Annotated in this window: 22 protein-coding genes; 12 read left to right on the top strand and 10 right to left on the bottom strand. The window is 72.4% G+C overall.

Going from position 1 to position 24,186, the window contains the following annotated elements:
- The 6 genes from B0E54_RS28375 to B0E54_RS28350 all read left to right on the top strand — a co-directional run.
- Positions 1-458: hypothetical protein (locus B0E54_RS28375; protein WP_234589446.1), on the top strand; the 458-nt coding region annotated here is incomplete at its 5' end.
- Positions 459-702: 244 nt separating this feature from the next.
- Positions 703-1,881 (top strand): radical SAM protein, encoded by a 1,179-nt coding sequence (locus tag B0E54_RS28370; RefSeq protein WP_234589438.1) that lies wholly within the window; start codon positions 703-705, stop codon positions 1,879-1,881.
- Positions 1,882-1,885: 4 nt separating this feature from the next.
- Positions 1,886-2,137, top strand: a complete 252-nt coding sequence (locus tag B0E54_RS28365) for an acyl carrier protein (RefSeq protein WP_234589435.1) — start codon at positions 1,886-1,888, stop codon at positions 2,135-2,137.
- Position 2,138: 1 nt separating this feature from the next.
- Positions 2,139-3,410, top strand: coding sequence for a hypothetical protein (locus B0E54_RS28360; RefSeq protein ID WP_234589433.1), 1,272 nt, complete (start codon positions 2,139-2,141; stop codon positions 3,408-3,410).
- 21 nt (positions 3,411-3,431) lie between these two features.
- On the top strand, positions 3,432-4,517 hold the full coding sequence (locus B0E54_RS28355; protein ID WP_234589430.1) for a hypothetical protein: 1,086 nt from the start codon (positions 3,432-3,434) through the stop codon (positions 4,515-4,517).
- Positions 4,514-5,425, top strand: coding sequence for an NAD-dependent epimerase/dehydratase family protein (locus B0E54_RS28350; RefSeq protein WP_234589428.1), 912 nt, complete (start codon positions 4,514-4,516; stop codon positions 5,423-5,425). The genes B0E54_RS28355 and B0E54_RS28350 overlap by 4 nt, the downstream gene beginning before the upstream one ends.
- 21 nt (positions 5,426-5,446) lie before the next feature.
- Here the strand turns inward: B0E54_RS28350 and B0E54_RS28345 are convergent, their stop codons facing one another.
- Together B0E54_RS28345 and B0E54_RS28340 are read right to left on the bottom strand one after the other, a co-directional pair.
- A complete protein-coding gene (locus tag B0E54_RS28345; RefSeq protein ID WP_234589426.1) occupies positions 5,447-6,727 on the bottom strand; it encodes an MFS transporter in 1,281 nt (426 codons plus the stop codon).
- The gene (locus tag B0E54_RS28340; protein WP_234589424.1) at positions 6,724-7,989 is read right to left on the bottom strand and encodes a condensation domain-containing protein; all 1,266 of its coding nucleotides are present in this window, start codon (positions 7,987-7,989) and stop codon (positions 6,724-6,726) included. The genes B0E54_RS28345 and B0E54_RS28340 overlap by 4 nt, the downstream gene beginning before the upstream one ends.
- Positions 7,990-8,629: 640 nt before the next feature.
- On the opposite strand from B0E54_RS28340, the gene B0E54_RS28335 reads away from it, so the two are divergent.
- Positions 8,630-9,877: an FAD-dependent monooxygenase gene (locus B0E54_RS28335; RefSeq protein WP_234589421.1), complete on the top strand. Its 1,248-nt coding sequence runs from the start codon at positions 8,630-8,632 to the stop codon at positions 9,875-9,877.
- On the opposite strand, the gene B0E54_RS28330 is transcribed toward B0E54_RS28335, so the two are convergent.
- From B0E54_RS28330 to B0E54_RS28315, 4 genes are all read right to left on the bottom strand, one after another.
- Positions 9,765-10,814 carry a phosphotransferase family protein gene (locus B0E54_RS28330; RefSeq protein WP_234589419.1) on the bottom strand — a complete coding sequence of 350 codons (1,050 nt, stop codon included), beginning with the start codon at positions 10,812-10,814 and terminating at the stop codon, positions 9,765-9,767. The genes B0E54_RS28335 and B0E54_RS28330 overlap by 113 nt on opposite strands.
- A gap of 172 nt (positions 10,815-10,986) precedes the next feature.
- Positions 10,987-11,355 (bottom strand): hypothetical protein, encoded by a 369-nt coding sequence (locus tag B0E54_RS28325; protein WP_234589416.1) that lies wholly within the window; start codon positions 11,353-11,355, stop codon positions 10,987-10,989.
- Positions 11,349-12,083: a hypothetical protein gene (locus B0E54_RS28320; protein ID WP_234589415.1), complete on the bottom strand. Its 735-nt coding sequence runs from the start codon at positions 12,081-12,083 to the stop codon at positions 11,349-11,351. Before B0E54_RS28320 ends, B0E54_RS28325 begins: the two co-directional genes overlap by 7 nt.
- Positions 12,084-12,099: 16 nt before the next feature.
- Positions 12,100-12,321, bottom strand: coding sequence for a hypothetical protein (locus tag B0E54_RS28315; protein ID WP_234589414.1), 222 nt, complete (start codon positions 12,319-12,321; stop codon positions 12,100-12,102).
- A gap of 294 nt (positions 12,322-12,615) precedes the next feature.
- Between B0E54_RS28315 and B0E54_RS28310 the strand changes: the two genes are divergently transcribed.
- Together B0E54_RS28310 and B0E54_RS28305 are read left to right on the top strand one after the other, a co-directional pair.
- On the top strand, positions 12,616-12,861 hold the full coding sequence (locus B0E54_RS28310; RefSeq protein ID WP_234589411.1) for a winged helix-turn-helix domain-containing protein: 246 nt from the start codon (positions 12,616-12,618) through the stop codon (positions 12,859-12,861).
- Positions 12,862-13,179: 318 nt separating this feature from the next.
- Positions 13,180-13,443 (top strand): DUF6244 family protein, encoded by a 264-nt coding sequence (locus B0E54_RS28305; protein ID WP_007462863.1) that lies wholly within the window; start codon positions 13,180-13,182, stop codon positions 13,441-13,443.
- Positions 13,444-13,685: 242 nt separating this feature from the next.
- Here B0E54_RS28305 and B0E54_RS28300 read toward each other — a convergent pair whose 3' ends face one another.
- The 3 genes from B0E54_RS28300 to B0E54_RS28290 all read right to left on the bottom strand — a co-directional run bounded on the left by B0E54_RS28300 (position 13,686) and on the right by B0E54_RS28290 (position 16,846).
- Complete coding sequence (locus B0E54_RS28300) at positions 13,686-14,153, bottom strand: nitroreductase family deazaflavin-dependent oxidoreductase (RefSeq protein WP_234589409.1); 468 nt, start codon at positions 14,151-14,153, stop codon at positions 13,686-13,688.
- Between the two features lie 148 nt (positions 14,154-14,301).
- The gene (locus B0E54_RS28295) at positions 14,302-15,279 is read right to left on the bottom strand and encodes an SEC-C metal-binding domain-containing protein (RefSeq protein ID WP_234589407.1); all 978 of its coding nucleotides are present in this window, start codon (positions 15,277-15,279) and stop codon (positions 14,302-14,304) included.
- A 100-nt stretch (positions 15,280-15,379) separates the two neighbouring features.
- On the bottom strand, positions 15,380-16,846 hold the full coding sequence (locus tag B0E54_RS28290) for an MFS transporter (protein WP_234589404.1): 1,467 nt from the start codon (positions 16,844-16,846) through the stop codon (positions 15,380-15,382).
- A 216-nt stretch (positions 16,847-17,062) separates the two neighbouring features.
- Between B0E54_RS28290 and B0E54_RS28285 the strand changes: the two genes are divergently transcribed.
- Together B0E54_RS28285 and B0E54_RS28280 are read left to right on the top strand one after the other, a co-directional pair.
- On the top strand, positions 17,063-17,638 hold the full coding sequence (locus tag B0E54_RS28285) for a TetR/AcrR family transcriptional regulator (protein WP_234589402.1): 576 nt from the start codon (positions 17,063-17,065) through the stop codon (positions 17,636-17,638).
- A 323-nt stretch (positions 17,639-17,961) separates the two neighbouring features.
- Positions 17,962-18,762: a triacylglycerol lipase gene (locus B0E54_RS28280; protein ID WP_234589399.1), complete on the top strand. Its 801-nt coding sequence runs from the start codon at positions 17,962-17,964 to the stop codon at positions 18,760-18,762.
- A 55-nt stretch (positions 18,763-18,817) separates the two neighbouring features.
- Here the strand turns inward: B0E54_RS28280 and B0E54_RS28275 are convergent, their stop codons facing one another.
- A complete protein-coding gene (locus B0E54_RS28275) occupies positions 18,818-19,690 on the bottom strand; it encodes an aldo/keto reductase (protein ID WP_234589397.1) in 873 nt (290 codons plus the stop codon).
- Positions 19,691-19,903: 213 nt separating this feature from the next.
- Between B0E54_RS28275 and B0E54_RS28270 the strand changes: the two genes are divergently transcribed.
- Positions 19,904-23,983 carry a CHAT domain-containing protein gene (locus B0E54_RS28270; RefSeq protein WP_234589395.1) on the top strand — a complete coding sequence of 1,360 codons (4,080 nt, stop codon included), beginning with the start codon at positions 19,904-19,906 and terminating at the stop codon, positions 23,981-23,983.
- The last annotated feature ends 203 nt before the right edge of the window (positions 23,984-24,186 follow it).

Below are 24,186 nucleotides of genomic sequence, written 5' to 3'. Positions count from 1 at the left end.
GCCCGGCGGGCGCCGGGGTGCCGGCGCAGCGGACGGCGGCGGTCGACCCGGTGGTGGAGCTGGAGCTGGCCCGGCGGATGGCCGACGAGGCCGACCGGCACGGGCAGCAGGCCGAGCTGCTGGCCCAACGGCCGGCGCTGCTGCCGACGTGGTCGCCGCTGGCGCGGGCGGTCGCCGTCTACGCCGCGTGCGGGGCGGCGGCGGGAGTGCTCATGCTGACCCTCGTGCTCGCCTCCGGGGTCGGCCTGGTCGACGGCTTCACCCTCGGCGCGTGGATCTGTGCGGGGCTGCCGGCGCTGGCGTTCTTCGGCGGTTACCTGGTGCTGGGTCGATGGGGGAGACCCGCAATAGTCGCCGGCACCCCACCGCGCTACCTGCCGCTCGGGTTCCTGATCTGCTTCCTGCTGGTGCCGCTGGGCTACTGCGGCTACCTGCTGCTGTTCCGCGCTCTGCGCTGAACCCCGCACCGCGCGGGGGTTTACGACGCCAATCGTATGTGTCAATGTGGTCAACGACCTGTGGCGGGGTGAGCAGGACACTCACATCCACGTCGGACGACCGCCGCCGGTTCCCTGTGGTAACGGGGGTTCGTGCGCATGTAGGGATGCGAACGGCCCCCGATCCAGTCATGAATCTGGCGAAGCGATGCCCGCTGCCCTGCGCAGGGGCGCTCGTTTCGTGGCAGACGAGCGGGGAGCCTGCATGTCCTACCCACGTACCAACAAGGTCTTCACTGCCGGAGAACTGCACGACCTGCGCCGGACGGTGGCGATCCGGTCCGAAACGCGCCGTAACCTGGCGGCGGACCCCCTCTACGCCAGCACGTTGCCGCAAGAGGTCAGCATGCAGCTGACGTACCGGTGCAACCTGCGGTGCAACCACTGCTTCCAGTGGAACGAGCAGGGGTTCTTCCACAACTACGACAGCAAGCGCAAGCGCTCCGAGCTCGACCTCGACGTCATCCGGGACGTGCTGGAGACGACCGCGCCCGACGCGGCGAAGGTCTTCCTCTGGGGCGGCGAGCCGCTGATGCACTCCCAGTTCGGCGAGATCGCCAAGCTGCTGGGCGCCGTGCCGCGCGTCGTCAACATGTGCACCAACGGCCTGTTGATGGAGCGCAACGCGGAGCACCTGCTGGCCATCGGGCCACGACTCAACCTGCTGGTCAGCCTGGACGGCTTCGAGCCGGAGCACGAGGCGTTGCGGGGCAAAGGATCGTTCCGGCGCACCATGCGCAACGTCGAGGCGATGCTCGACCTCCAACGGCGCGGCGAGTACCAGGGCGAGTTGTCCGTCGCGTGCATGGTCAGCGAGGACATGGTCGGCCGCATGTACGAGTTCACCGAGTGGGCCGAGCAGACCGGCTTCAACTCGGTCTACTGGCTGCTGCCGTGGTACATCAGCCCGGAGACGGCGTCGGCGATGGACCGGCTCTACGAGGAGTCGTTCTCGTGGCTCAACCCGCCGGAGCCGGGCGACAAGCCGACCTGGCACTCGTACACGTACGCGCTGCCCGAGCAGTACCTGCCGGTGCTGAAGGAGTCGATGGCGCGACTGGCGAGCCGGGTGTGGAATCTGCGGGTGCGCTACCAGCCGCAGGTCGAGCAGGACGAGCTCGACGACTTCATCCGTGGCACCTCCCGTCCCGCCCAGCGGCGCAGCCGCTGCCTGGCGGTGTCCAACCGGATCGAGATCCACGCCGACGGTCGGGTCAGCTCGTGCAAGTTCTTCCCCGAGTTCGTCATCGGCGACCTGGGCGAGCAGTCCATGCAGGAGATCTGGCAGAGCGAGCGGTTCACCAGGGTCCGCGGCATCCTGCGCGACAGCGGCCTCATGCCGGTGTGCTCGAAGTGCATCCTTCTCTACCTGAGCGGGGAGTGAACGCATGGCCGAGGTGGTCGCCCGCATGGCGGGCCTGCTCGCGCGGGTTCTGGAGGATCCGGCGCTGGCCCAGGAGGTGACGGCGGACACGAATCTGCTGCTCGACCTCGGGATCGACTCGCTGCACATGATCACGTTCCTGCTCGCGGTGGAGGAGGAGTTCGACGTCGAGATCGACTTCGAGTCGCTGGACAGCATCCACCTGGAGTCGGTGAAGGCGTTCTGCCATTTCGCCCTCGACGGCGATGGCCGGTGAGGTGAGCGGGACCGTTCACTTCGGCTCGTTCGACGCGGAGGCGGCGTGGCGGCCGGACGATCTCGCCGGGCTGCCCGCCGGCCCGGCGGCAGGTGGCAGCCGGGGACGTCGCGGCATGGACGAGCTGCTGGCGGTCGGGTGCGCCCCGGGTGATCTGCTGCTCACCGCCGAGCCGATGGACGAGACCCTGGTCGAGGCGCTGGCGGCCGCCGGCATCGCGCCACGGGTCGCGGCCGTGCCGGGTCACCAGGACGCCACAGTGGAGGAGCGTCTGGCCGCGGGCGGCGGCACAGCCCTGCCGGGGATGTCCGGGTGGGCCGCGGCGTTCTACGCCGTCCGGCCGGACACCGCCGTGGCGGTGCACCGACTCGCCCTGCGTGCCACGGTCCCCGCCGTCGAGGTCGTCGCCCGCGTCAACTCCAAGGTCTGGTCGAACGACCTGGTCCGGGACGCCGGCCTGCCCGGCGGCGCCGTCCTGGCCACCACGCCCGCACAGGTACGGCGGCTGGTGCAGGACGCGCCGGACGACGTCGTGCTCAAGGACCCGTACGGGGTCGCCGGCCGGGGCGCCCTGCGGGTCGCCAACCCCCGGGTGCTGGACACCGTCGTCCGGCACCTGGAGCGGCAGGTCGCGCGCGGGGCCCGGGTGGAACTGCTGGTGCAACCCCTCTTCGAGGAGGCGTCCAGCTTCTCCACCCACCTCGAGGTCGACCCGGGCGGCGCGGTGCGGTGGCGGGGCCTCCAGCACGTCGACAACGCCGAGTTCGCCTACCGCGGCTCCGGTCCGCTCCCCGCGGATCAGCACGCGAACCTCGACACCACCGCGCATCGCGAGGTGATCGCGCGGGTCGGGACGGCGCTCGCGGCCGAGGGCTACACCGGGCCCGTCTGCGTCGACGGACTGCGGCTGCGCGACGGCACCGTCGTACCGGTGCTGGAGGTCAACGCCCGACGATCGATGGGCCTGCTGAACCTGCACCTCGGCCGGCGGGCCCGGGCGGTCGGCCTGCGCTCCTGGCTGCGCTGCCGTACGACGCCGGTGCGCCCCGGCGACACGGTGGCCAGGCTGGTGTCCGCCCTGGACGAGGCGAAGCTGCTGTTTCGCGGCGACGACCGCGGAGTGCTGCCGCTGGCCTCGGGGACGCTCACCCCGCCGCGTGGACGGCTCTTTCTCGCCGTGTTCGCCCCGGACGACGCGGCCCGGGTGGCTCTCGAAGCGCAGGTGGGCGACCTGCTCGTCGCGACGGCCGGCGCCCCGAGTCTCGTCACCTGACTCCCGACGATCGGAGCAACGATGGCGATTGTGCTGCTGACGTCGGGCGCCACGCTCGGCACCCACGTACCGGCCCTCATCCTGGCCGGTCGGTTGCGGGCCCTCGGGATCGAGGTGCGCGTGGAGGTGTTCGAGCGGCTGCTGCGACCCGACGAACTCGACCGGCTGAGGGCCGCCAAGCTGGCCTTCAGAGGAAACTTCAAGCTGGCGGTGGCCGCCCAGCGCATGGTGCGGGATCAGATGCCGGCGCTCGACGACGCCGCTGTCGACGAGCTGCTGCACCGGTGGCGGGCCGCGGACGTGGACCAGGTGGTGATCTTCTCCGGCTTCTGGGTGCCGGTCGTCGAGCGGTACGAGGCGCTCACGTCCCGAACGCCCCGGGTCGACATCTGTCACCTCGACGCCGCGCCGACCGCCTCCTTCAACCTCTTCCGGGCGCGCACGGAGCGTTTCCGGCATGTGTGGATGTTCGACGCCGAGCGGGGCACCGCGCCGACGAGCATCCGCGTCGGCGACGAGGACCCGGTGCCGTGGCAGCGGCGGGAGCGCCGCATGCTGGCGCACGGCGGCGGCTGGGGGCTGGGCACCTACCGGGACCGTGCGGCGGATCTCGCCCGGGCGGGGTTGCTTGTCGACGTGGTGACCCACGATCCGTCCGACGTGTCCGCCCTGCCCTCCGGCTGCCGGGCGTTCATGATCGACCCGGAGTGGGAGGCCTGGCAGGACGGCGGCTTCCCACCGTTCGGCGAGATCCTTCCCGACGGCAGCGTGCGCTACCGACGGGGTGCGGCGTACCACGACTCGTTCGATCTCGCCCGACACCGCGTCGCCATGCTCTGCAAGACCGGCGGGGGCACTCTGATCGACTCGCTCTGGTCGGCCACGCCGATCGTGCTGCTGGCGCCCTTCGGCGCGCACGAGCAGGTCAACGCCGACCTGTGGCGACGGCTGGGCTACGGCGTCACCGAGCAGGAGTGGCGCGACAGCGGATACTCCCTCGACCTGTTGGAGACCCTGCACCGCAACCTGCTGGCCGCCCGCGAGGGGACCGCCGACTACGCCGCCGACCTGGCGGCGCGAGCCGTGCAGACCGAGGTCCCGGGGTGAGCGCCGTCCCCGCCCCGGTCACTGTGGTCGTCGGGTCGAACGGGTTCATCGGCGCCAGTCTGTGCCGCGCGCTCGAACACCGTCGCCGGCCTCCGCAGCGGCTGGCCCGGCCCCGCAACGCTGTTGAGGAACACCGCTACGCGGACACGATCAGGCGGGCGGACCTGATCTTCTGGGCCGTCGGCACGGTCACGCCGAAGAGGGCCGTCAGCCAGCCCGAACTCGTCGAGCTGGACCAGCGGGCCCTCGCCGCCGCACTGGAGGCGTGCAAGCTGGGCGCCCGTCGTCCGACCTTCGTCCTGCTGGGATCCGGCGGCACGGCGTACCGGCCGGATGTGCCGTCGCCGGTGGACGAGACCGGCCCACTCGGCCCGGACAGCGTCTACGGCCGGGCGAAGCTGGCCCAGGAACAGGCCCTGCGCGAGGCCGCCGACCATCTCCGGCCGGTCGTGCTGCGGCCGTCCAACGTGTACGGGCCCGGCCAGCGCGCCGAGGGTGGGCTCGGCGTGGTGTCGCACTGGCTGGAGGCCGCGGCCGCGCGTCGGCCGTTGCAGGTGTTCGGCGACCCGGTCACCCGCCGCGACTACGTCTACGTCGACGACGTCGTGGCCGCCCTGCTGGCGGTGTGGGACCGTCACCTGGACCGCGACACCCGCGACGCGCTCGACGGCGCCGTCCTCAACGTCGGCGCCGGCCGTCCCACCTCCCTCGCCGAGCTGCTGGAGGTGGTGACGGCGACCGTCGGCCGGCAGTTGACGATCCGGTACGCGGACCGCCGGGCCTTCGACAGGCGCGACATCTGGCTCGACGTCCGGCGCGCGTCGGCGTTGCTGGACTGGCGTCCCGTCACCGACCTGCGCACCGGGGTGGCGCGTACGTGGGCGGCGCTGGCCGGCCCGAACCGCTGACGCCAGCGCGACTCCCCGCTTTCAGGACTGGCTGGCCGGCTCGGGTGTGAAGTCACGCATCTTTCGCAGCGGCGAGAAGTAGACCCACAGCCCGGAGGCCCAGACGCCGAGCGCGGCGATCACCAGGGTCTCGCGGACGCCGAGCCAGGTGCCCAGCACACCACCGAGGACCGCGCCGATCGGCAGGGCGCCCCACACGATCCAGCGGACACCGGCGGTGAGGCGGCCGAGCAGTTCCGGCGGGCACATCTGCTGCCGGTAGCTGATCTGGGCCGCGTTGTAGATCGCGCAGAGCGCGGCGAAGCCGGTCATGCCGATGGTGTAGAACGCGACCCGCCAGCCGGGCTGGGCGAGCGGCACCAGCAGCATCGTCCAGCCGAGCCCGAGCAGGGAGACCCAGATGACGCGGGCGGTGCCGATCCGGCGAGCCAGCTTGCCGGAGGCGAGGCCGCCGGCGATGCCGCCGGCCGTGCCCAGCGCCAGTTGCACGGCCACCTCGGCCGGCGTCAGCTTGAGGACCCGGACCAGGTAGATGACCGAGAGGGCGTAGATAACCTGGCTGAACACGTTCAGGGTGCCGCTGGCCGCGACGATCTTGCGCAGCACCGGATGCCGGAAGGCGAAGGCCAGGCCGGCCGAGATCTCCTCCCGCAGCCGCGGCCGGGGGCCCTGCGGTGCGGCGACCTCCGGCTCCGAGCGGCGGATCAGCAGCAGCGAGACGGCGCTCACCGCGAACGAGGCGGCGTCGATGAGGACAGTCCGCGCCGCTCCGAAGACCGCGACCAGTCCTCCGCCGAGCCCGATACCCGCGACCTGGGCTACCGAGTACGTGGTGCTGAGTTTGCCGTTCGCGTCCAGCAGCTGGTCGGAGCGCACCACCGCCGGCAGGTAGCACTGGTAGGCCACCTCGAAGAAGACCGAGCAGACGCTGCACAGGGCCGCCACCAGCCACAACTGCGCCATGGTGAGCTCACCGGCGAAGAACGCCAGCGGGATGGTGCCCATCGCGAGGGCCCGCAGCAGGTTGCAGAACACCATCAGCCGCCGCTTGCGCATCCGGTCGACGATCACGCCGGCCGGCAGCGCGACGAGCAGGTACGCCGCCATCCCGGCGGCCTGCAGCAGGCTCACCGAGAACGTGGACGCGTTCAGCACGGACACCGCGATGAGCGGAACGGCGAGGGTGGACACCGCCGACCCGGTCTCGCTGAGGGTCTGGCCGGTCCACAGCGTCATGAAGTCGCGGTGACGCCACAGGCTCGGCGTGACCGCCGGGGTGGTGGGCGGCGCGGTCGTGGTCATCCGGCTGCCTCCGCGTTCGCGCCGACCAGCTCCATCAGGTCGTCGCGCATGGCGACGAGCAGAGCCTCCAGCTCCGCGCGTTGGTAGCCCTCGCGGATCACCCGGACGGTCAGCCGGACCGTCGTGTCGGCGTTGGCCATCAGGTAGAAGCCGGGCCCGGTCGAGCGGATCGGCACGTGCCACTCGATCCGCGATTCCTGGATCGTCTCCGGCGGCTGCACCACCATGGGGGGCAGCAGGAAGGTGAAGTGGTACCCCGGGTCGAGCGGGCCGCCCTCCCGTTCGGCGTCCTCGCGGATCCGCGCCACCGCGTCCGGGTCGTAGACCCCGTGCTTGAGGGCCCGCATGTTCCGTACGTACAGGGCGCGCGCGGTGTGCGCGAAGACCTCGTCCGGTTCCGGCGTGGCCAGCAGCGGCACCCACTGGTTCATGGACGTGACGAGCGACGTGACCGCCGGGTCGAAACGGTTGGACGACATGGGGTACAGCAGGACCGGCGTGCCGGTGGTGCCCGTCGCGATGATCGCCCGGCAGTACGCGGTCAGCAGCACCCCCGCGACGGTGACGCCGATGCCGCGCGCCGCCTGGCGGAGGATGGGCTCGGGGATGCCGGTGTGCATCGTCGCCCGGAGCACCGGCCCGGGTGCGGGAGGCGTCCGCCGGGGCGCCGCCGACAGCACCTTGCGCCAGTACGACTCCGCGGCGAGCAGTCTGGCGTCCAGGTCGCCGGACCGTTGCCGCGTCGCGAGGTCGGCCGGCTGCGGGGCCGGCGGCAGCGTCTCCCCGGCCAGCAGGGCGTAGAAGTCCCGTTCCATGGTGTTGATGCCCGCGCCGTCGGCCGCCATGTGGTGGATGACCACCAACAGTTCACGGGGGCGTCCGTCGTTCTCGGTCAGCCACACCCGCCACGGCAGGTCGGTGGTGAGCGTGAACGCCCGCTGGATCTCCTCGGTCTCGATCCGGGACATCCCCGTCTCGCCGTCGGGCTGTCGTACCGCGGCGACCACGTCGTCGGGGGAATCGACAGCGACGCGCTGGCGCGGATCTGCCCGGTCCTCGACGTCGAACGTCGTGCGCAGCGAGGCGTGCCGCATGCCGAGCGCGCCGACCGCGCGCCAGACGTCCACGGCGGTCACATTTTCCGGCAACGACCAGGAAAAGCAGAGGTTGCCCTCCCACCACTTCTCCGGATGCATTCTTTCGATGTCCCGCCAGACCGATAGCTGGCCGAGGGTCATCGGGTAGGTCGTCTCCGGGGTCACACCTGTCCTTCCCGAGCGGGAACGGTTGCGCTGCCGATGAGCGTGTGCCGCGACGCGACACACGCTCATCGGGACGAAAGATAATTGGTTTGCGTCAGCCGGCCGAGTTGTTCTTCATCACGACACCTCCCGAAGAATGCGGTTGTCGGAAGTGAGGCCGTGGCCCTGCGCCGTGCTTAGGGGTGCATGACGCGCCACCGTCGGATGACGGATGGAATCACCATTCAGTAGTCCGACCAGCGATCGACCGAGCTGGTGCGACAGTTGTCCACGCCCTGATCCGGATGCTCTTCGCGACAGGAATCGCGGCATCCGGCAGCGAAAATGAACGACTGCCGTCCTATTCGGAGCATTCGCTGGCGAAAAAACTATCAGTGATGGCCATGGAGCCGCGCACAGGCGAATGCAGTAAAAGGCCGATTCCCCCGGATACGTGGCCCCGCCTCGGTTAGCAGGACTCCCACAGCATTCCGGCCGTCTATGCCGGTGTCAACCCTCGCATTGATAGATCTTGCTGTCTTGACCACTGTGGCCGCCGTGATTACGGTCGGGGCGGCGGACGTGTCCACAGCGCCCGCCACACGGGGGAGCACATGGGTGGGACAGGTCCTTCCGGGCCGCCGGTGTCGGCTGGCTCGACATGATCAATCCTGGGCACGCCGTGGTCGTCGGGGCGGGAATCGCCGGCACGGCCGTCGGTCTCTTCCTGCGCCGGATCGGGTGGCGTGTGACCGTCATTGAGGCCCGGCCGCCGCGCGAGCGACAGCTCGGGTCGCACCTGAGCCTGGCCGACAACGGCCGCACCGTGCTGCGCGACCTGGGCCTGCTCGGCACTGTCGACGCCGCCGGCACGCCCACCGACCGCATCTCCTTCCAGGACCACCGGGGACGGGAGATCGGCAGCAACAACCAGGTGAGCACGCTGATCCGCCGGGACCGGCTCGGTGAGGTGCTGCGCGAGGCGGCCCGTCGCGCCGGCGTCCGCGTCGTCGAGGGTGAGCGGGTCGTCGGACTGCGCGACGACGGGCACGACCCGGTCGTCGCCACCCTCGCCGACGGATCGAGTCACGGTGGTGACCTGCTGATCGGTGCCGACGGGGTCCACTCGCACACGCGTCGGACGATGTTCCCCGAGCATCCGCCCGCCCGGTTCACCGGAGTGCTCGACGGCGGCGGCTCGGCCCCGCGGGTCGACGGGATCGCACCGGACGGAGTGCTGCGCCTGACGTTCGGCGCCAACGCGTTCTTCGGCTACCAGGCGTTGCCGGACGGCGAGGTCGTCTGGTTCCAGAGCCTGCTCACCGGGGAGGGGGAGGTGGTGGCGGGGCCACGGGCTGAGCCGATGGGCCGGTGGCGGCAGCGCCTCGTCGAGTTGCACGGCTCGGACCATCCGCCGATCCCCGCCATCATCGACGCGAGCATCGGCCCGATCGTCCGGTGGCCGGTGCACGACCTCGTCCCGCCCGAGCGGTGGAGCCGCGGCCGGATGTGCCTGGTCGGCGACGCGGCGCACGCGATGCCGCCGCACGACGGGCAGAGCAGTTCCATGGCGCTGGAAGACGCACTGGTGCTGGCCCGGTGTCTCGCCGCGGCGGACGACGTCGGTGACGCCTTCGGGCGCTTCCAACAACTGCGTGAGTCACGGGTGGCGACGGTCGCCGGGCTCGCCCGTCGTACCGGCAGCCTGAAGTTTCCGACCGGCGCCCGCGAGCGGCGGGCGCGCGACGCCGTGCTGGCGATGTTCATGAGGGCCGGCGTGGCCGCCTCCGAGGACGTCAGCCGGTACCGCCTGCAATGGCCGACGGACTCGCCCGACCCAGCTCCGTCAGCTCGTGATCGAGCAGGTCGGCCAGCCGCTCGAACCGGTCCGGGCGATCCTCCCGCGTGATTCCCCGGCTGGGCATCTCGACGGTCATCAACAGGTACAGGTGCAGGCGGTACAGGCTGAGCCGCCGCAGAGTGGACTCGTCGAAGACCACCGGATCGGCCGAGGCGGCGCGGTAGCCGCGCAGGAACGGGTGGTCGGGGTCGTCCTCCACCCGGCGATACAGCAGGGGCGACACGAGGTCCAGCAGCGGATCGCCGAACAGGAACCGCTCGCCGTCCACGATCCCGCGCAGGCGCAGGGCACCGGCCGGGTCGGGTTCGGCCAGCACATTGCCGTCCCAGCCGTCGAAGTGCAGCAGCGCCGGTCGGCGTACCTGGTCCAGGACCCCGGCGTACCGCTCGGGCAGCTCCCGGATCCGCGCCGGCGAGGTGGGCAGCCGCACGTCCCAGTCCGCCGCGTCGGCGAGCAGGTCGTCGAGCATGGCGGCGAAGGCCGCACGCCACGTCGGGCCGCTCGCCCGGCCGCCGCCGTACCCGAAGTGGTCGCCGGTCACCCGGTGCAGCGCGGCGACCGCGACGCCGAAGTCGTAGCGGGCCGGGCCGTCGTCGAGCTGCTGCTCGCCCTCGGCCCATTCCCGCAGCGACCGTCCGGGCAGCAGGCCGGTGACCAGCCACTCGCCGAGGTCCGGATCGGTGCCGTGGTGCAGCAGCGGCGGTACGGGCACCTGCGGCGCGCGCGCGGCGACGAGGCGGAAGTACCGGGCTTCGGCGGCGGCGAGGCCCTGCTCGTAGCGCAGCAGCGGCGCGTCGGGTGGTGGTGCCACCTTCAACACGACCTCGCGCCCGTCGTCGAGCGCCACCCACCACACCGTCGCGAAACCGCCGCCCAGGATCGGCCCGCAGTCCACGACCCGGCGGTCCGCCCCGAAGGACGCCGCGACGAAACGTTGCACCTGATCGTGGTCCAGTGGCCGCTGGGTGCGGCTGAGCCCTTCCACCCCGTGGTCCCTTCCTCCCCGACCGTGACGCCCGCCAGAGTGCCAGAGTTCTCGGGGAATTGTCGTCCTGAGTGTCCGGTGGCGACGGTTCCTAGCCGCCCGCCCGCTGACCCGCACCCTGTGCCGCGTGGTCGGCGGCGTGCGCTGCCGCCGCGAGGATGTCGTCCCGTTCCTAGTCGGTGCAGCCCTCGTCCTCCAGCAGCCCGAGCAGCAGCACCGTCCGGGCGACGATCGCCCGCGCGTCGTCGGGCACCGGCGGACGTTCGCCGAGCGCCGCCCACACCAACGCCTCGGCCAGCGCCGGCTCGACGTCCGTTCCGGTGGCGTCGTAGCGTTCCCGCGCGGACGCCACGAACCGGATCACCGGCGCCCGGTCCTGCCCGGCGACGAACCGCCGCCGCACCGCCACCAGCAGCGCCCCGGCGAGCAGGTCCGCGTACCGCTGCCAGTCCGCCTCGGTGAACCGCCGCAGCCGCCGTTCGTGGCCGCGCAACCGTCCCACCAGAAGGCCGCGCAGCGCCGCGTGCGGATCGGTCACCATCGTGTCTCCCTGATTCTCCGTCGACGTCTCCTGGTCACCAGGGCACTCGCCAGGCGGCAGCCGTGTGCGACCTCCCCGGCAGTGGCGGTCCTTCTGGTCACGGTGGGTGCGGCGGCCAGCTCGCCGGTCAACGCCGCCACCGAACGCTCGATGCGGCAGCCGCCGATCGCCAGCCGGGTGACGACCAGGTCCAACCGGGTGATGGCCGCCGCGAAGTGCCGGGCCGCGACCGCGTCCGCCACACTGTGGGTACGCCGCAGCCGGTCCTCGGCCGCCGCCAACCGCCACCGCGTACGGGCGGCCAGCGCGGCGGCCTGGGCGGCGTCGACCCGAGCGGCACGCAGTCCGGCGAGCACCTCACCCGCCGACGCGGTCACCGCCGCTGCCCGATCAGCAGCCAGGCCGGCGTACACCAGACCGAGCGCCCGCCAACACTCGGTGACCGCGTCCTGCCAGGGCAACCTTCGGCCGGGTGGCCGCCCGCCGTGCAGGTGCGCACCGGCCCGGTCGGCGGCGGCGATCGTGGCCAACCACGCGTCGCGCAGATCGTCCACCGGGCCGCCGAAGTGCGCCAGCCGGGCCCGCGCGGCCCGCTGCTCGTCGCACGGGCCGGGCCGTCCGCAGCTCCGGCAGATCCCGGTGTACGCCTCCGTCACGTGTTCGGCGATCCTCATCCTCGCCTCGACGACCCGCTGGCGGGCGTACGTGTACAGATCATCGCCGTTCACCGGCGGCCTCGGTGGTTCACTGCTCGGCCTCGGCGGTGGCCTTGACCAGGCGGGCGAAGAGCACGTCGGCGCACGGGTAGTCCCTGCCACAGCCGCAGACCCACCTGCGCACCACGCGCGGTGGATGGGCGAAGAGGGTGTCGTCGGCGTCCTCGACGTCCTGTTCGGACACGAGACGCTGGGCTGGAGGGTGTCGGGAGAGCGGGTCGATGGGCTGGTTGTCGGGTCGATCGGGCATCGGGTGCTCCCGTCCGGTCGTCTCCTTGCTGGTCAGGGCGTTGCTCGGGCGGTACGTGCTGCCCGGCGGCGGTGCGGTGGGTGCGGCGGTGCGTGGGGCGGCGTGCGGGCACGCCCCGGCACGCCCGGCCGGACGGGGGGGACCGGCCGACCGGGCGCTTCCTGCGCGGTGGGGAAAGAACCAACTCCGGGTTTGCAGACCTGGGAGCCGGTCAGTGGGAAGCGTATATAACAGGTCATGCATGCGCAAGCGTTGACCGCACATCGCTTGCTATACAAAGTTGCTCGTGATCGAATGGCGGGGCAGACCTGGGAGACACCAATGCCCGCCAAAGCCAAGTGGGCGCTGATCGCCGACGGCATCCGCGCTCAGATCCAGTCCGGCGAACTCGCGCCGGGCGACAAGCTGCCCTCGACCTCCGAGCTGTGCCGTCAGCACGACGTCTCGGCCATCGTCGTTCGCCAAGCCATCAACGCCCTCAAGATCGAGGGCTTGGTAGAGGGCGTCGGCGGTGTAGGCGTGTTCGTCGCCGATCGCTGACCGTTCGACGCCCCCGGCTCGGTGAGCCCGGCGAGATCTTGGACAGTTTCCGTTCTCGGCTAACGGAAAGTGTCCAAGATCTGGAGACTCCGGCCGGGTTCCTCGGCCATTCCTTGATCACTTGATGCGTACCAGTTATTGAGGGTTGGCCCGGACTGGGCAACATCAAGTGATCTTCGCCAGAGGGCAGCGCGGACATCCCGCACATCATGGTTGGGCGATCGAGCGGTCGCGCTGGGTGCGCGGATCTCGTACGCTCCCTTGTGGTCTCCGCCGGTGCGGTGGTGGAGGCGATGGTCGACCAGGGGGAGGGTGCGCGTGAGCGCAGCGCAGATCATCGCGAGGTTGGCGGCGGCGTCGCAGAAGCTCGATGAGGCGAAGGCCAAGACCGCGGCGGCAGCGCAGGACGCAGCCGAGGCACGGTCCCTCGTCGCCGGTGCGCTGGAGGGCGTTGCCGCCGGGCCGTTGGTCGGCATGATCGACGCGTACCGCCAGGCTCTGGCGCAGGCGTCCCAGGGCGGCGAGCCGGCCAAGCAACACGTCCAGGAGACGATCGCCAAGGTCCGCGCACTGGGAAACTGACCACGGGTGGTGGTAGCACAACCCACCAACCACCCGCGATGGCCGGCGTGAGGCGCGAGGCCGAGAAGAACGCGAGGCTTGGATCCGACCGTTGGCGGTTCAGCGGGTGATGCGGACCTCGCCCTCGAAGCGCGGGTAGTTGCACACGTCCTGGCCGCACAGCTCAAGGCCTCCGGTGGCAAGTGCCACGCCCCGGTTGAAGGCGAAGCCGCCGCCTTAGACGTACACCGCGCCGGCATGGATCAATGGATCGTCGAGTCTTCCGGGGACGTCCGTTCGATGATGATGACCGGGATCTCGCGGTCGGTCCCCTTCTGGTAGCGGGCGTACGTCGGGAAGACCTTCGTCATCACCGGCCACAGCCGGGCACGCTCCTCGGTGGACGCCGTTCGCGCGTGGGCGGCGAACCGTTCCGCGCCGACCTGGATCTCGACCCTCGGGTCGGCGCTCAGGTTCAGATACCAGGCCGGGTGCCGGGAGGCACCTCCGTTGGACGCGACCAGCAGGTAGTTGTCGCCGTCGCGCCCGTACATCAGCGCGGTGCGGCGCAGGGCGCCCGTGCGGCGCCCGCGCGTGGTGAGCAGCAATGAGGGAATCCCGTGGAAGGTGCCGCCGTCGGCGCCGTCGGTCTCGACGTACCGCTGGATGTGCGTGGCCACCCAGCCGACCGGGCTGTCCTCGATCGTCTCGTGCTGTTCCTGCGCGGTCATCGCTTCGCCTCCTTCATCGGGCCTGCCCCCCCGGGGGGGGTGAGGGTGGGCCGCGTTGTGATGCCGGTGAGTCATCAAGATGACTCACTGGCATCAGGCTTTCACGGGACCTGGCCTCCCGTCGCGTGGGGCCGAGACCGACGTGCGGTCAGTCGCGGGAGCGGGGCCGGCAGCACTTCTTGTACTTCGCGCCCGACCCGCACCAGCAGGCGTCGTTGCGGCCGGGCGGCCAGGCCGTCAGGCCCACCTCGTCGAGGCTGTCGGCGTACTCGTCGAGGGTTTCCTCGTCGACGGGCTCCTCGCCGGCGAACGCGGCCAGGCCCTCGACGGTGCCGGCGACGACGCCCAGGTCCGCGCCGCCCAGCCCGGCGGCGTCGGCGAGCGCGCGTTCGATCTGGGTGCGGTGCTCGTCCCACGTCTTCGGGTAGCTGTCGACAAGCGCGGGCCAGCGCGCCAGCAACGCGGTGAACTCGGCCTCCGGCCAGTACAGCAGCGTCGCGGGGCCGTCGTCGAGCGCGTCGAGGGCGTGGGTGCTCGCGGCGCGCAGCCGGTCGGCGAGGTTGTCGTACTCGTCGTGGGGGAGGCCCATCTCCTCGCGCAGGGTGTGCCGCCGCTGGGCCAGCCCGTAGATCATGGCCGCGGCCTCGTCCTGCGCGTCCTCGGACTCGTGCTGCTGGGTCCTGGTGCGTTCCAGGATCGTGTCGAGCGCCCCGGTCAGCCATTGCAGCGCCAGGTCGGCGTGGCCGGCCTCGGCCAGCTCGTCGACCAGGTACGTGGCGTTGGGGTTGGTCTCCAGCAGCGGACGCAGCTCGGTCAGCTCGGCCATGCCCTCGTCGGAGCGGCCGAGGCGCAGCAGCAGGCCGCCGCGCACCGCTCGGGCGTACGCGTCCTCGTCGGGCTGTTCGGCGATGGCGCGGGTGGCCAGCGCGAGCGCGTCGGCCAGGTCACCTGCCTGATCGAGGATGTCGGCGGCGACGAGCAGCGCGTACCCGATGTCGTCGGGGTCGGCGAGGCGTCCCTCGTCGACGGCGCTCACCAGCTCGGCGACCAGCGCCGCCGGGTCCGGGCTCTTGACGCCCAGGGCGCCGATCTCCTCGATGCGGTCGGTGGTCAGCAGTTCGGGCATCGGCTCATCCTGAAAACGACAAAGGGAGCGGCCAGCGTACCCCCGAAGCATGCCGGAGCCCGGGCGGCGAACCGCCCGGGCTCCGACGTGCCAGCGAACCTCAGCGGGTCGCGGGCATGGTGGCGAACTCACCGGCTAGCTCGGACTCGACGATCGTCGCGGTGGACGGCCGGCGACCGGCCGACGCCCGCCGGGCGGACGGGACGGCCAGGGCCGCGAGCGCGGCGGCCAGGGCGATCGCGGTGAGGACGAGAAACCCCATCGTGAAGCCGGCTTCCCGGGGCAGGCCGCTGGCCTGCGGGTGGGCGGTGATCACGCCGCTGACCACTGCGGCGCCGATCGCGCCGCCGATGGTACGGATGTTGGCGTTCATGCCGGTCGCCACGCCGGTCTGGCTGGCGGGCACGCTGCCGACGATCAGGTTGGCCATCGACGCGAACGCCAGGCCGATGCCGAGACCGACCAGCCCACCGGCGATGGCGACCTCCCAGCGGGTGTCGTGCGCGGCGGCCAGCATCGCGGAGGCGGCCACGTTGAACGCGGCGCCGGTGGCGAGCTGTGCCTTGGCGCTGAACACGGCCTGGAGCCGGCCGGCGACGAGACCGGCGACGAACATCGCGACGAGCATCGGCAGCATGAGCAGACCGGCCTGGCTGATGCTGGCTCCGAAGCCGTAGCCGGCGGCGGTCGGGGTCTGCACGAACTGGGGAAGGAACGCGTACACGGAGAACATCGACGCGCCGTAGAGCAGGGCTACCAGGTTGGTGGTCCACACGCCGGGCAGGCGCATCATCCGCATGTCGATCAGCGGGTTGGACGAGCGCACCTCGGCGACGAGCCAGCCGGTCAGCAGCACCACGGCGAGCACCAGCAGGCCGAGCACCCGGGTGGAGGTCCAGCCCCAGGCCGCGCCCTGACTGATCGGCAGCAGCAGCGCGACCAGCCAGCCGGAGAGCAGCAGTGTGGCACGCCAGTCGATCCGACCGGGCGTCCGCACCGGCGACTCGGGCACGAACCGGTACGCGGCGACGGCGGTCAGCCCGACCACGACCATCGGGATCCAGAACAGCCAGCGGTAGTCCAGCGCGGCCACGATCGGGCCGGCGAGCACGACGCCGAGGCCACCGCCAGCGGCGACGATCGCCGAGATGGCGGCAACGGCGCTGGAGACCCGCGCGGCGGGGAACTCGTCGCGGATGATGCCGAACGACAGCGGGAAGACCGCGCCGCCGATGCCCTGTACGACCCGGGCGACGATGAGCACGCCGATGTTCGGCGCGATGGCGGCCACCAGGCAGCCGAGGGCGAGGGCGGCGAGCGAGACGACAAGCATCCGCTCCTTGCCGACCATGTCGCCGACTCGTCCGAGGATCGGCGTGAAGATCGACGCGGAGAGCAGGTAGGCGGTCAGGACCCAGGTCACGGTGTTCTGCGAGGTGTGCAGGTCCTGCTGGATGGTCGGCAGCACCGGGGTGATCAACGACTGGAGCATCGCGAAGAACCCGGCGCCGGCCGCGAGCACGGTGAAGGTGAGCCGACGCGAGCTGCGTCGGGATGTCACTGACACGAGAGAAAACTCCTGATGTGGTACGGAAGGAGGTTTGTCGCCCGTCGTCGGAGGCGGGCAGGTCTGTCGGGTCCGGGCGATCGGGTGGCCAGGCGGATCGGGCGGGTCCCGAGGTAAGCTAACCGGAGGCTGTCCTCCGGCATTTCCGGAGGGGTGCCTCCACTAAGCTAGCGGAGGGGTGCCTCCGGATGCAACCAAGATGAGGTGACGCACGTCATGACCAGCGCGGGGCAGACGCCCGAGGTCTTCGCGCAGCGGCCCAAGCGGGCCGACGCGCGACGCAACTACGACGCCCTGGTCACCGCGGCGCGCGAGGCGTTCGCCGAGAACGGCGCGGCCGCCTCCCTGGAAGACGTGGCCCGTCGGGCCGGCGTCGGCATCGGCACCCTCTACCGCAACTTCCCGACCCGCCGGCACCTGTTCGAGGCCGTCTACGTCGAGGAGGTCCGTGCGCTGAGCAACTCCGCCGCCGACCTGGCCGAGCTGCCTCCGTGGGACGCCCTGGTCGCGTGGCTGCACCGCTTCGTCGCGTACGTCGCCACGAAGCGGGCGCTCGCCGAGCAGTTGCTGCACGACTCGGAGATCTTCGCCAGCTGCCGGACGGAGATCTACGCCGCCGGCGAGCCGTTGATGCGCCGCGCGCAGGCCGCCGGCGTGGTCCGCGACGACATCGGCTTCGACGACGTGGTGCGCCTGATCAGCGGCCTCACGATGGCCCAGTTCCCCGCACCCGAGCAGCGGGACCGGGTCCTCGGCGTGGCCCTTGACGGGTTGCGCGCGACCGCTCGCTGAGCACCCGTTCAGCACCCGCCGCACCGTCCGCGTGACCTCGTTCTCGCGTGGATCGTCGCCCGGTGTCAGCCATCCGCGGGTGCGCGTGGAACACCGCCGCCGTCGCTGGCCGTCGCTGGCCGTCGCTGCGGCGTGGCCGGCGGGTGTCCGGTGTGGAGCGAGAACGAATTGCCGCTTTGTGCCTTCGGTGGGACAACGGGTTACCCGCGCGTAACAAGTGATTGACGTTTCTAAATTGTTGCGGGCATGATCGTCGCACGGTCGACCGGACACCCCCACCCACCTGCCCGCTTCGCCGGGTGCCTCCCCCCGGAGGTGCAGCCATGCTGCTCCGAAAGACCGTCCTCGTCGTGTCCCTGGCCACCGCCGCGCTGCTGGCGTCCGCCGGCACCGCGACCGCCGCCACCCCCACCACCCCGGCTGCCACCGCCCCGGCTGCCACCGCCGCCTTCGCCGCCGCTGCCGCGGCCAACCCGGTCATCGTGGTCGGCGGCCTCAGCGGCGTCGCCGTGGCGTACGAGCCCATCGCCGCCCGGCTGCGCGCCGACGGCTACCGCACCTTCATCTACCAGCTGCCCGGGTTGGGCCTCGGTGACATCCCCACCTCGGCCCGCGCGTTCGCCGGCTTCGTGGAGCAGGTGCGCGCCAGCACCGGCGCGGCGACAGCCGACCTCGTCGCCCACTCCGAGGGTGGCCTGGTCAGCCGTTACTACCTCAAGCGCCTGGGCGGCACCGCCAGCATCGGCCGGTACGTCAGTCTGGGCACACCCCAGTACGGCACGTACGTCGCCAACATCGTGGCGTTTCTCGGCCTCGGCAGCTGCGCCGGCGTCGTGGCCTGCCAACAGATGACCATCGGTTCGGCGTTTCTCGCCGACCTGAACGCCGGGGACGACACCCCGGGGTCGGTGCGCTACACCACAGTGCGCACACTCCAGGACGAGCTGGTGCGTCCGACCGGCAACGCCGCCGTCAACGACGGGGCGACGAACGTTCTCATCCAGGCGTACTGCCCGCTGCGGGTGGTCGGGCACCTCGGCCTGGTGCTCGACGGGACCGCGTACACCATCGTGCGCGGCGCCCTGACCGACGGCCCGGTGCGACCCAACTGCCTCGCGGTCTGAACGCCGTGCGGGTGGTCCCGGCCGGGACCACCCGCACGGCCTTGGCTCGCCTCGTTCAGCTCGCCTTGCTCAGCGCCTCGAACTCGTCGTCGGTGAGCCGCACGTCGGCCGCGGCCACGTTCTCCTCCAGGTGCGCCACCGAGGACGTGCCGGGGATCGGCAGCATCACCGGCGAGCGGCGCAGCAGCCAGGCCAGCGCGAGCTGCGCGGGCGACGCGCCGTGCTCGGTGGAGATCGCGTCCAGCGGGCCGCCCGGCCGGGCCAGCTCGCCGGTGGCGATCGGGAACCACGGAATGAACGCGAGGTCGTTGCGCTCGCAGTACTCCAGGACGTCCTCGGCGCTGCGGTTGGCGAGGTTGTAGAGGTTCTGCACCGAGGCGATCGTGGTGATCGCGCGGGCCTGCTCGATCTGCTCGACGCTCACCTCGGACAGCCCGATGTGGCGGATCTTGCCCTCCTGCTGCAACAGGGCCAGCTCACCCAACTGGTCCGCCAGCGGCACCTGCGGGTCGATCCGGTGCAGCTGGTAGAGCGGGATGCTGTCCAGACCCAGGTGCCGCAGGCTCAGCTCACACTGCTGACGCAGGTACTCCGGCCGGCCCACCGGCCGCCAGTCGCCCGGCCCGGAACGGGTCAACCCGGCCTTGGTCGCGATGACCAGGTCGTCGGCGTACGGGTGCAGAGCCTCGCGGATCAGCAGCTCGGACACGAACGGGCCGTACGAGTCGGCGGTGTCGATGAACGTCACGCCCATCTCGACAGCCCGGCGCAGCACCCGCAGCGCCTCGGCCGGGTCCTTCGGATCACCCCACACGCCCGGGCCGGTGATCTGCATCGCCCCGTAACCGAGCCGGTTGACCGTGACGTCGCCCCCGATCCGGTACGTGCCGGACGCCTTCGCGGGCTGCTTGCTGATGTCGGTGGCCATACGCGAATCCCCAATCGTCTTCGTCGCGGCGGGCGAGACAGACAACCCACCACCTCGTGATCATCCCCCCGGAGCCGGCCATCATGCCGACGCCCGCCCGATTGTGTGCGCCGACACGGCAGCACGCGATCACTGTCGGCCTGCCACTAGCGCCCGTCCTGTCCGGTCTGCTACGCCTGATCCGAGTCTGCGCGGCCGGCCGGGGGAGGCGCGATGTGGCGACGGTTCAGACCCGACCCGGTCGGTCGCCTGCGGGAGCGGCTGGGCCGCTTCGACGCCACCCGCGACCATCGCGCGGTCCTCGACTCCGGAGCGATTCGCGACGCCGAGGCCGTCGTCGACCTGGTGACGGCGACGCCGACGGACGGGCCGCTGCCCGAGCGGGTCGCCGAGGGCGTGTTCCTCCTGGCCCGCCTGCACTGGTACCGGTACCAACTGCTGCCCCCGGGCGAGGACGCCGACGACCTCGCTCAGGCCGTCGGGCTCACCCGGTTCCTGCTGCGCTTCGCCCCGCAGCGGGTGTCGCCGGCGATGCTGGCGCTGCTGCACGCGCACGGACTGCCCGACGACGACGGCCCACCCGCCGACACGCCGCCGGCACGGTCCGGCCCGCGGTCCGCCGGGCCGGGCGCCGACGCCGCCGGCGCCCGCTACGTCGAGGCCGTCATGCTGATGGCCGCCGCCGAGACCAGCCGCGACTACCGGGCGGCCGACCAGGCCGAATCGCTGCTGCGCCAGGCCCTCGACGGTACGCCGGTCGGTGCGCCGGAACGGCTGCACTACCTGTCCGCCCTCGGCAAGGTCCACCGTGACCAGTTCCAGCACCTCGGCCGACGGCCGGCGCTCCCGGCAGCCGTGACGGCGCACCGGGAGAGCCTGGAGGCCACCGGCCTCGGCGACCCGCAACGCCCCGTGCGGCTGTTCAACCTCGGCAACGTCCTGGGCGACACGTACGAGGTCGAGCGCGACCCGGCGGCGCTGGACGAGTCGATCACGGTGCTGCGCGACGCGGCCCGGGCCGCCGCCACGGGCACACCGGTGCGCACGATGGCGCGGATGAACCTCGGCCAGCGGCTGCGCGACAGGTGGCGGCTGCACCGGCGCCCGGGAGACCTCGACGAGGCGGTCGACGCCTTCGCCGCGGCGCGGGGCAGTGCCGATCCCCGGGTCGCCGCGCTGCACGGCGCGGCGCTCGCCGAGCGGTTCCTGCGCGACCGGACGCCCGCCGACCGGGACTCCGCGATCGAGGCGTACCGGTCGGCGCTGACCGGGTTCGGTGGGCTCGACCCGGAGCTGGCCGGCACCGCCCAGGTGGGGCTCGCCACCCTGCTCGCGGACCGGCACCAGGTGACCGCCGATCCGGTCGACCTCGACGCGGCGATCGACGCGTACCGGGCCGCCGCCGGTTCCGGGGCGACGCCCGGCGGGACGGATCGCGAGGAGCTGCGCCACGCCCTGGCCGGTCTGCTGGCGAAACGGTACGAGGTGCGCCAGCGGGCCGACGACGTCACCGAGGCGGTACGGGTGCTGCGCGCCGGCGTGGCCGCCGCCCAGGACTCCGGCCAACGGGCACGTCGGCTCGCCGACCTCGGCTACGCGCTCGCGCTTGGCCACGCCGACCTCGGTGGGGTGAGCGCGCTGCGCGCCGCACGGGACGCGCTGACCGAGGCCGAACGCCTGCTTCCCCGTACCGACCCGCTGCGCAACCACGTGCTCAACAACCTCGGCAACACGCTGCGCGAGCTCTCCGACCTGGCCGGAGAGCCGGCGCTGCTGGAGCCGGCAGTGGTCGCGCTGCGCTCGGCAGTGAGCGCCGCCGGACCGGACGCCGCGTCCCTGCCCCGGTACCGCTCGAACCTGGGCCTGGTGCTGCAGGCGCTGTTCGCCTCGACCCAGGACCTGGCGACCCTGACCGAGGCGATCCAGGTGCTGGCGCAGGTGATCGACACGACGCCACCCGGGCACCCGGACCGGTTGCCGGCGCTGACCAACTACGGGGCCGCCCTGAACCGCCGGGTCGAACTCTTCCTCGACGGCGCGCTGCCCGCCGGCGGCGGGCCCGCCGACCAGGTCGCGGCCGGCGTCGCCCGGGACTCCGACGCCGCGGTGGTCGCCCTGCGCGAGGCCGCCGAGCTGGCCGAACAGGAGGCCGCCCCCACGGAGTACGTCCAGACGCTCGGCACCCACGCGCTGGCCCACCTGCTGCGGCACCGGCTGCACGACGACCTGCCGGCGCTCGACGAGGCGATTCGACTGCTGCGGCGACTGAGCGAGCGGCAGTCGCTCGGCGCGGACCGCTACCGGATCCTCACCAACCTCGCCAACGCCCTGCTGCTGCGCTTCCGTGCCGCTCACGCCGACGCCGACGCCACAGCGATGCTGGCCGCGTACCGGGCAGCGGTCGACGAGCTGGCCGCCGAGCATCCGGCCCGCACGATGTGTCTGAGCAATCTCGCCACCGCGCTGGAGGCGGTCACCGAGGCCGCCCCCTCCGATCCCGGCATCGCCGGCGCGACGGCTGCCGCTGGCGTGGGCGGGTCCGACCTGCTCGCCGAGGCGGCGGTCGCGCTGCGCGCCGCCGCCGACATCGAGGCCGCCCCGTCGCTGCTGCGGGCGGTGGCCGCCAGCAGGTACGCGGCCCATGTCTCCCGGGCCGGCGACCTTCCGGCCGCGCTCGACGGGTACGCCACCGCGATCGAGCTGATCGACCTGGTGGCCTGGCACGGCATGGACCCCGACGACCAGACCCGCCTGCTCGGGCGTTTCCCCGGGCTGGCCAGCGACGCAGCCGCGGTAGCCATCGCCCTCGACAACCCGCGGCGCGCGGTCGAGCTGCTGGAGTACGGCCGTGGGGTCCTGCTGACCCGCGCCCACGACGCGGGCGCCGACCTGGCCGCGCTGCGCGCGCAGGCCCCCCGGCTGGCCGCCCGACTCGCCGAACTCCAGGAAGCCCTCGACGACTTCCCCACGCTGACGGGGGCAGCATCGGCGGCGGGGCTGACAGCGACCGCCGGACCGAGCCCCGAGCAGCGGTACGACCTCGCCACCCGCCGTCGCCAGCTGCTGACCGAGATCCGCGACCGGCCCGGCTTCGCCGACTTCCTCCGCCCACCGCCCTTCGACGAGCTGGCCCGGGCCGCCGCCGACGGCCCGGTGGTGCTGGTCAACGTGGCAGCCCGACGTTGCGACGCGCTGGTCGTCGCCGAGGGCCGGGTCAGCGTGGTGCCGCTGCAGGAGCTGACCCTGGACGAGCTGGTCGTCCGGACGGCGACCTTCCTGGCGGCGATCGCGGTGCTCACCGAGCCGGCGCCGCCGGACGTCCCGCAGCCGCAGGTACAGCGTCGTCGGTCGGCGGCCCGCGTCGAGGTCGCCCAGACACTGGACTGGCTGTGGCGGGTCGTCGCCCGACCCGTACTCGACAGGCCTCCACCCACCCCGCCGTCGCCGGACGCCGACGCGGCCCCCACCCCGTCGTCGCCGGACGCCGAACCGGCCCCCGCGCCGTCGTCCGGCGGCGGGTCGGTGGGGCAGTGGCCCCGGTTGTGGTGGTGTCCCACCGGGGTGCTCACCCTGCTGCCGCTGCACGCGGCCGGCCCGATCGAGGGTGGCGACGGGGTGCTGGACCGGGTGGTCCCGTCGTATACGGCGTCACTGCGGGCGCTGGCACACGCGCGCCGGGGCGTCCCGGCCCGACCCGAACCTGTCGACTCGGCGGTGTTCGTCGGCATGCCCCGGACGCCCGGCCTCGCCGACCTGCCCGGCGTCGCGCGGGAGGAGGAGATCGTGCGTCAGCACGTGCCTCGGGTCCGCTCGCTGCTCGGCCCGGTGGCCACCCCGGCGACAGTGCTCACCGCCCTGCCCGACCAGCCGGTCGCCCACCTGTCCTGTCACGGCACGCAGGACCTGCGCGCCCCGGCCTGGGGTCGGCTGGAGCTGGCCGGCGGCGCGCTGCACGTCCGGGACCTGTGGCGACCCGCCGGCAACCCGGCGGCGCTGGCGGTGCTCTCGGCCTGCGAGACGGTACGCGGTGGGGCGGCCCTGCCCGACGAGGCGCTCACGCTCGGCACGGCCTTCCAACTGGTCGGCTTCCGGCAGGTCATCGGCGCGCTGTGGTCCATCTCGGACACGCTGACCGTGCGGCTCTGCAAGGACCTGTACGACGGGTTGTCCGTGCCCGGAGGGATCGCGCCGGACCGCGCGGCCGTGGCCCTGCACGCGGCGGTCCGCCATCTCCGCGAGGCCCTGCCGGATCACCCGGACACCTGGGCTGGCTACGCCCACCTTGGCCCGTGACGGCCGCCCGACCTGCTCGACGGCGTCCGCGAGGGGCACGCCGCGCACGGCGGGCGGGCTCGGAGCGACACGCCGGCGGGCGCCGGGCTTCGTCGTGCCGGCGCGGGTTCTCGTGCCGGTCGCGGGTGCCGTGCCCGGTCCGCCGTGCCCGGTCCGCCGTGCCCGGGGCGCTGCGCGGACCGTGCGCGCTAGCGCGCCGACGG

Source organism: Micromonospora sp. MH99 (genome assembly GCF_021442385.1).
Classification (GTDB): Bacteria; Actinomycetota; Actinomycetes; order Mycobacteriales; family Micromonosporaceae; genus Micromonospora.
The sequence above is the reverse complement of the archived record's forward strand: the minus strand, read 5'-3'. Positions and strand labels throughout refer to the sequence as shown.

What these genes read in the sequence shown, in the direction of transcription:
- B0E54_RS28370 (WP_234589438.1), top strand. Translation starts at nt 703, where the DNA reads ATGTCCTACCCACGTACCAACAAGGTCTTCACTGCCGGAGAACTGCAC.
- B0E54_RS28335 (WP_234589421.1), top strand. Translation starts at nt 8,630, where the DNA reads ATGATCAATCCTGGGCACGCCGTGGTCGTCGGGGCGGGAATCGCCGGC.
- B0E54_RS28365 (WP_234589435.1), top strand. Translation starts at nt 1,886, where the DNA reads ATGGCCGAGGTGGTCGCCCGCATGGCGGGCCTGCTCGCGCGGGTTCTG.
- B0E54_RS28280 (WP_234589399.1), top strand. Translation starts at nt 17,962, where the DNA reads ATGCTGCTCCGAAAGACCGTCCTCGTCGTGTCCCTGGCCACCGCCGCG.
- B0E54_RS28295 (WP_234589407.1), bottom strand. Translation starts at nt 15,279, where the DNA reads ATGCCCGAACTGCTGACCACCGACCGCATCGAGGAGATCGGCGCCCTG.
- B0E54_RS28315 (WP_234589414.1), bottom strand. Translation starts at nt 12,321, where the DNA reads ATGCCCGATCGACCCGACAACCAGCCCATCGACCCGCTCTCCCGACAC.
- B0E54_RS28275 (WP_234589397.1), bottom strand. Translation starts at nt 19,690, where the DNA reads ATGGCCACCGACATCAGCAAGCAGCCCGCGAAGGCGTCCGGCACGTAC.
- B0E54_RS28325 (WP_234589416.1), bottom strand. Translation starts at nt 11,355, where the DNA reads ATGGTGACCGATCCGCACGCGGCGCTGCGCGGCCTTCTGGTGGGACGG.
- B0E54_RS28270 (WP_234589395.1), top strand. Translation starts at nt 19,904, where the DNA reads ATGTGGCGACGGTTCAGACCCGACCCGGTCGGTCGCCTGCGGGAGCGG.
- B0E54_RS28285 (WP_234589402.1), top strand. Translation starts at nt 17,063, where the DNA reads ATGACCAGCGCGGGGCAGACGCCCGAGGTCTTCGCGCAGCGGCCCAAG.
- B0E54_RS28310 (WP_234589411.1), top strand. Translation starts at nt 12,616, where the DNA reads ATGGCGGGGCAGACCTGGGAGACACCAATGCCCGCCAAAGCCAAGTGG.
- B0E54_RS28345 (WP_234589426.1), bottom strand. Translation starts at nt 6,727, where the DNA reads ATGACCACGACCGCGCCGCCCACCACCCCGGCGGTCACGCCGAGCCTG.
- B0E54_RS28355 (WP_234589430.1), top strand. Translation starts at nt 3,432, where the DNA reads ATGGCGATTGTGCTGCTGACGTCGGGCGCCACGCTCGGCACCCACGTA.
- B0E54_RS28300 (WP_234589409.1), bottom strand. Translation starts at nt 14,153, where the DNA reads ATGACCGCGCAGGAACAGCACGAGACGATCGAGGACAGCCCGGTCGGC.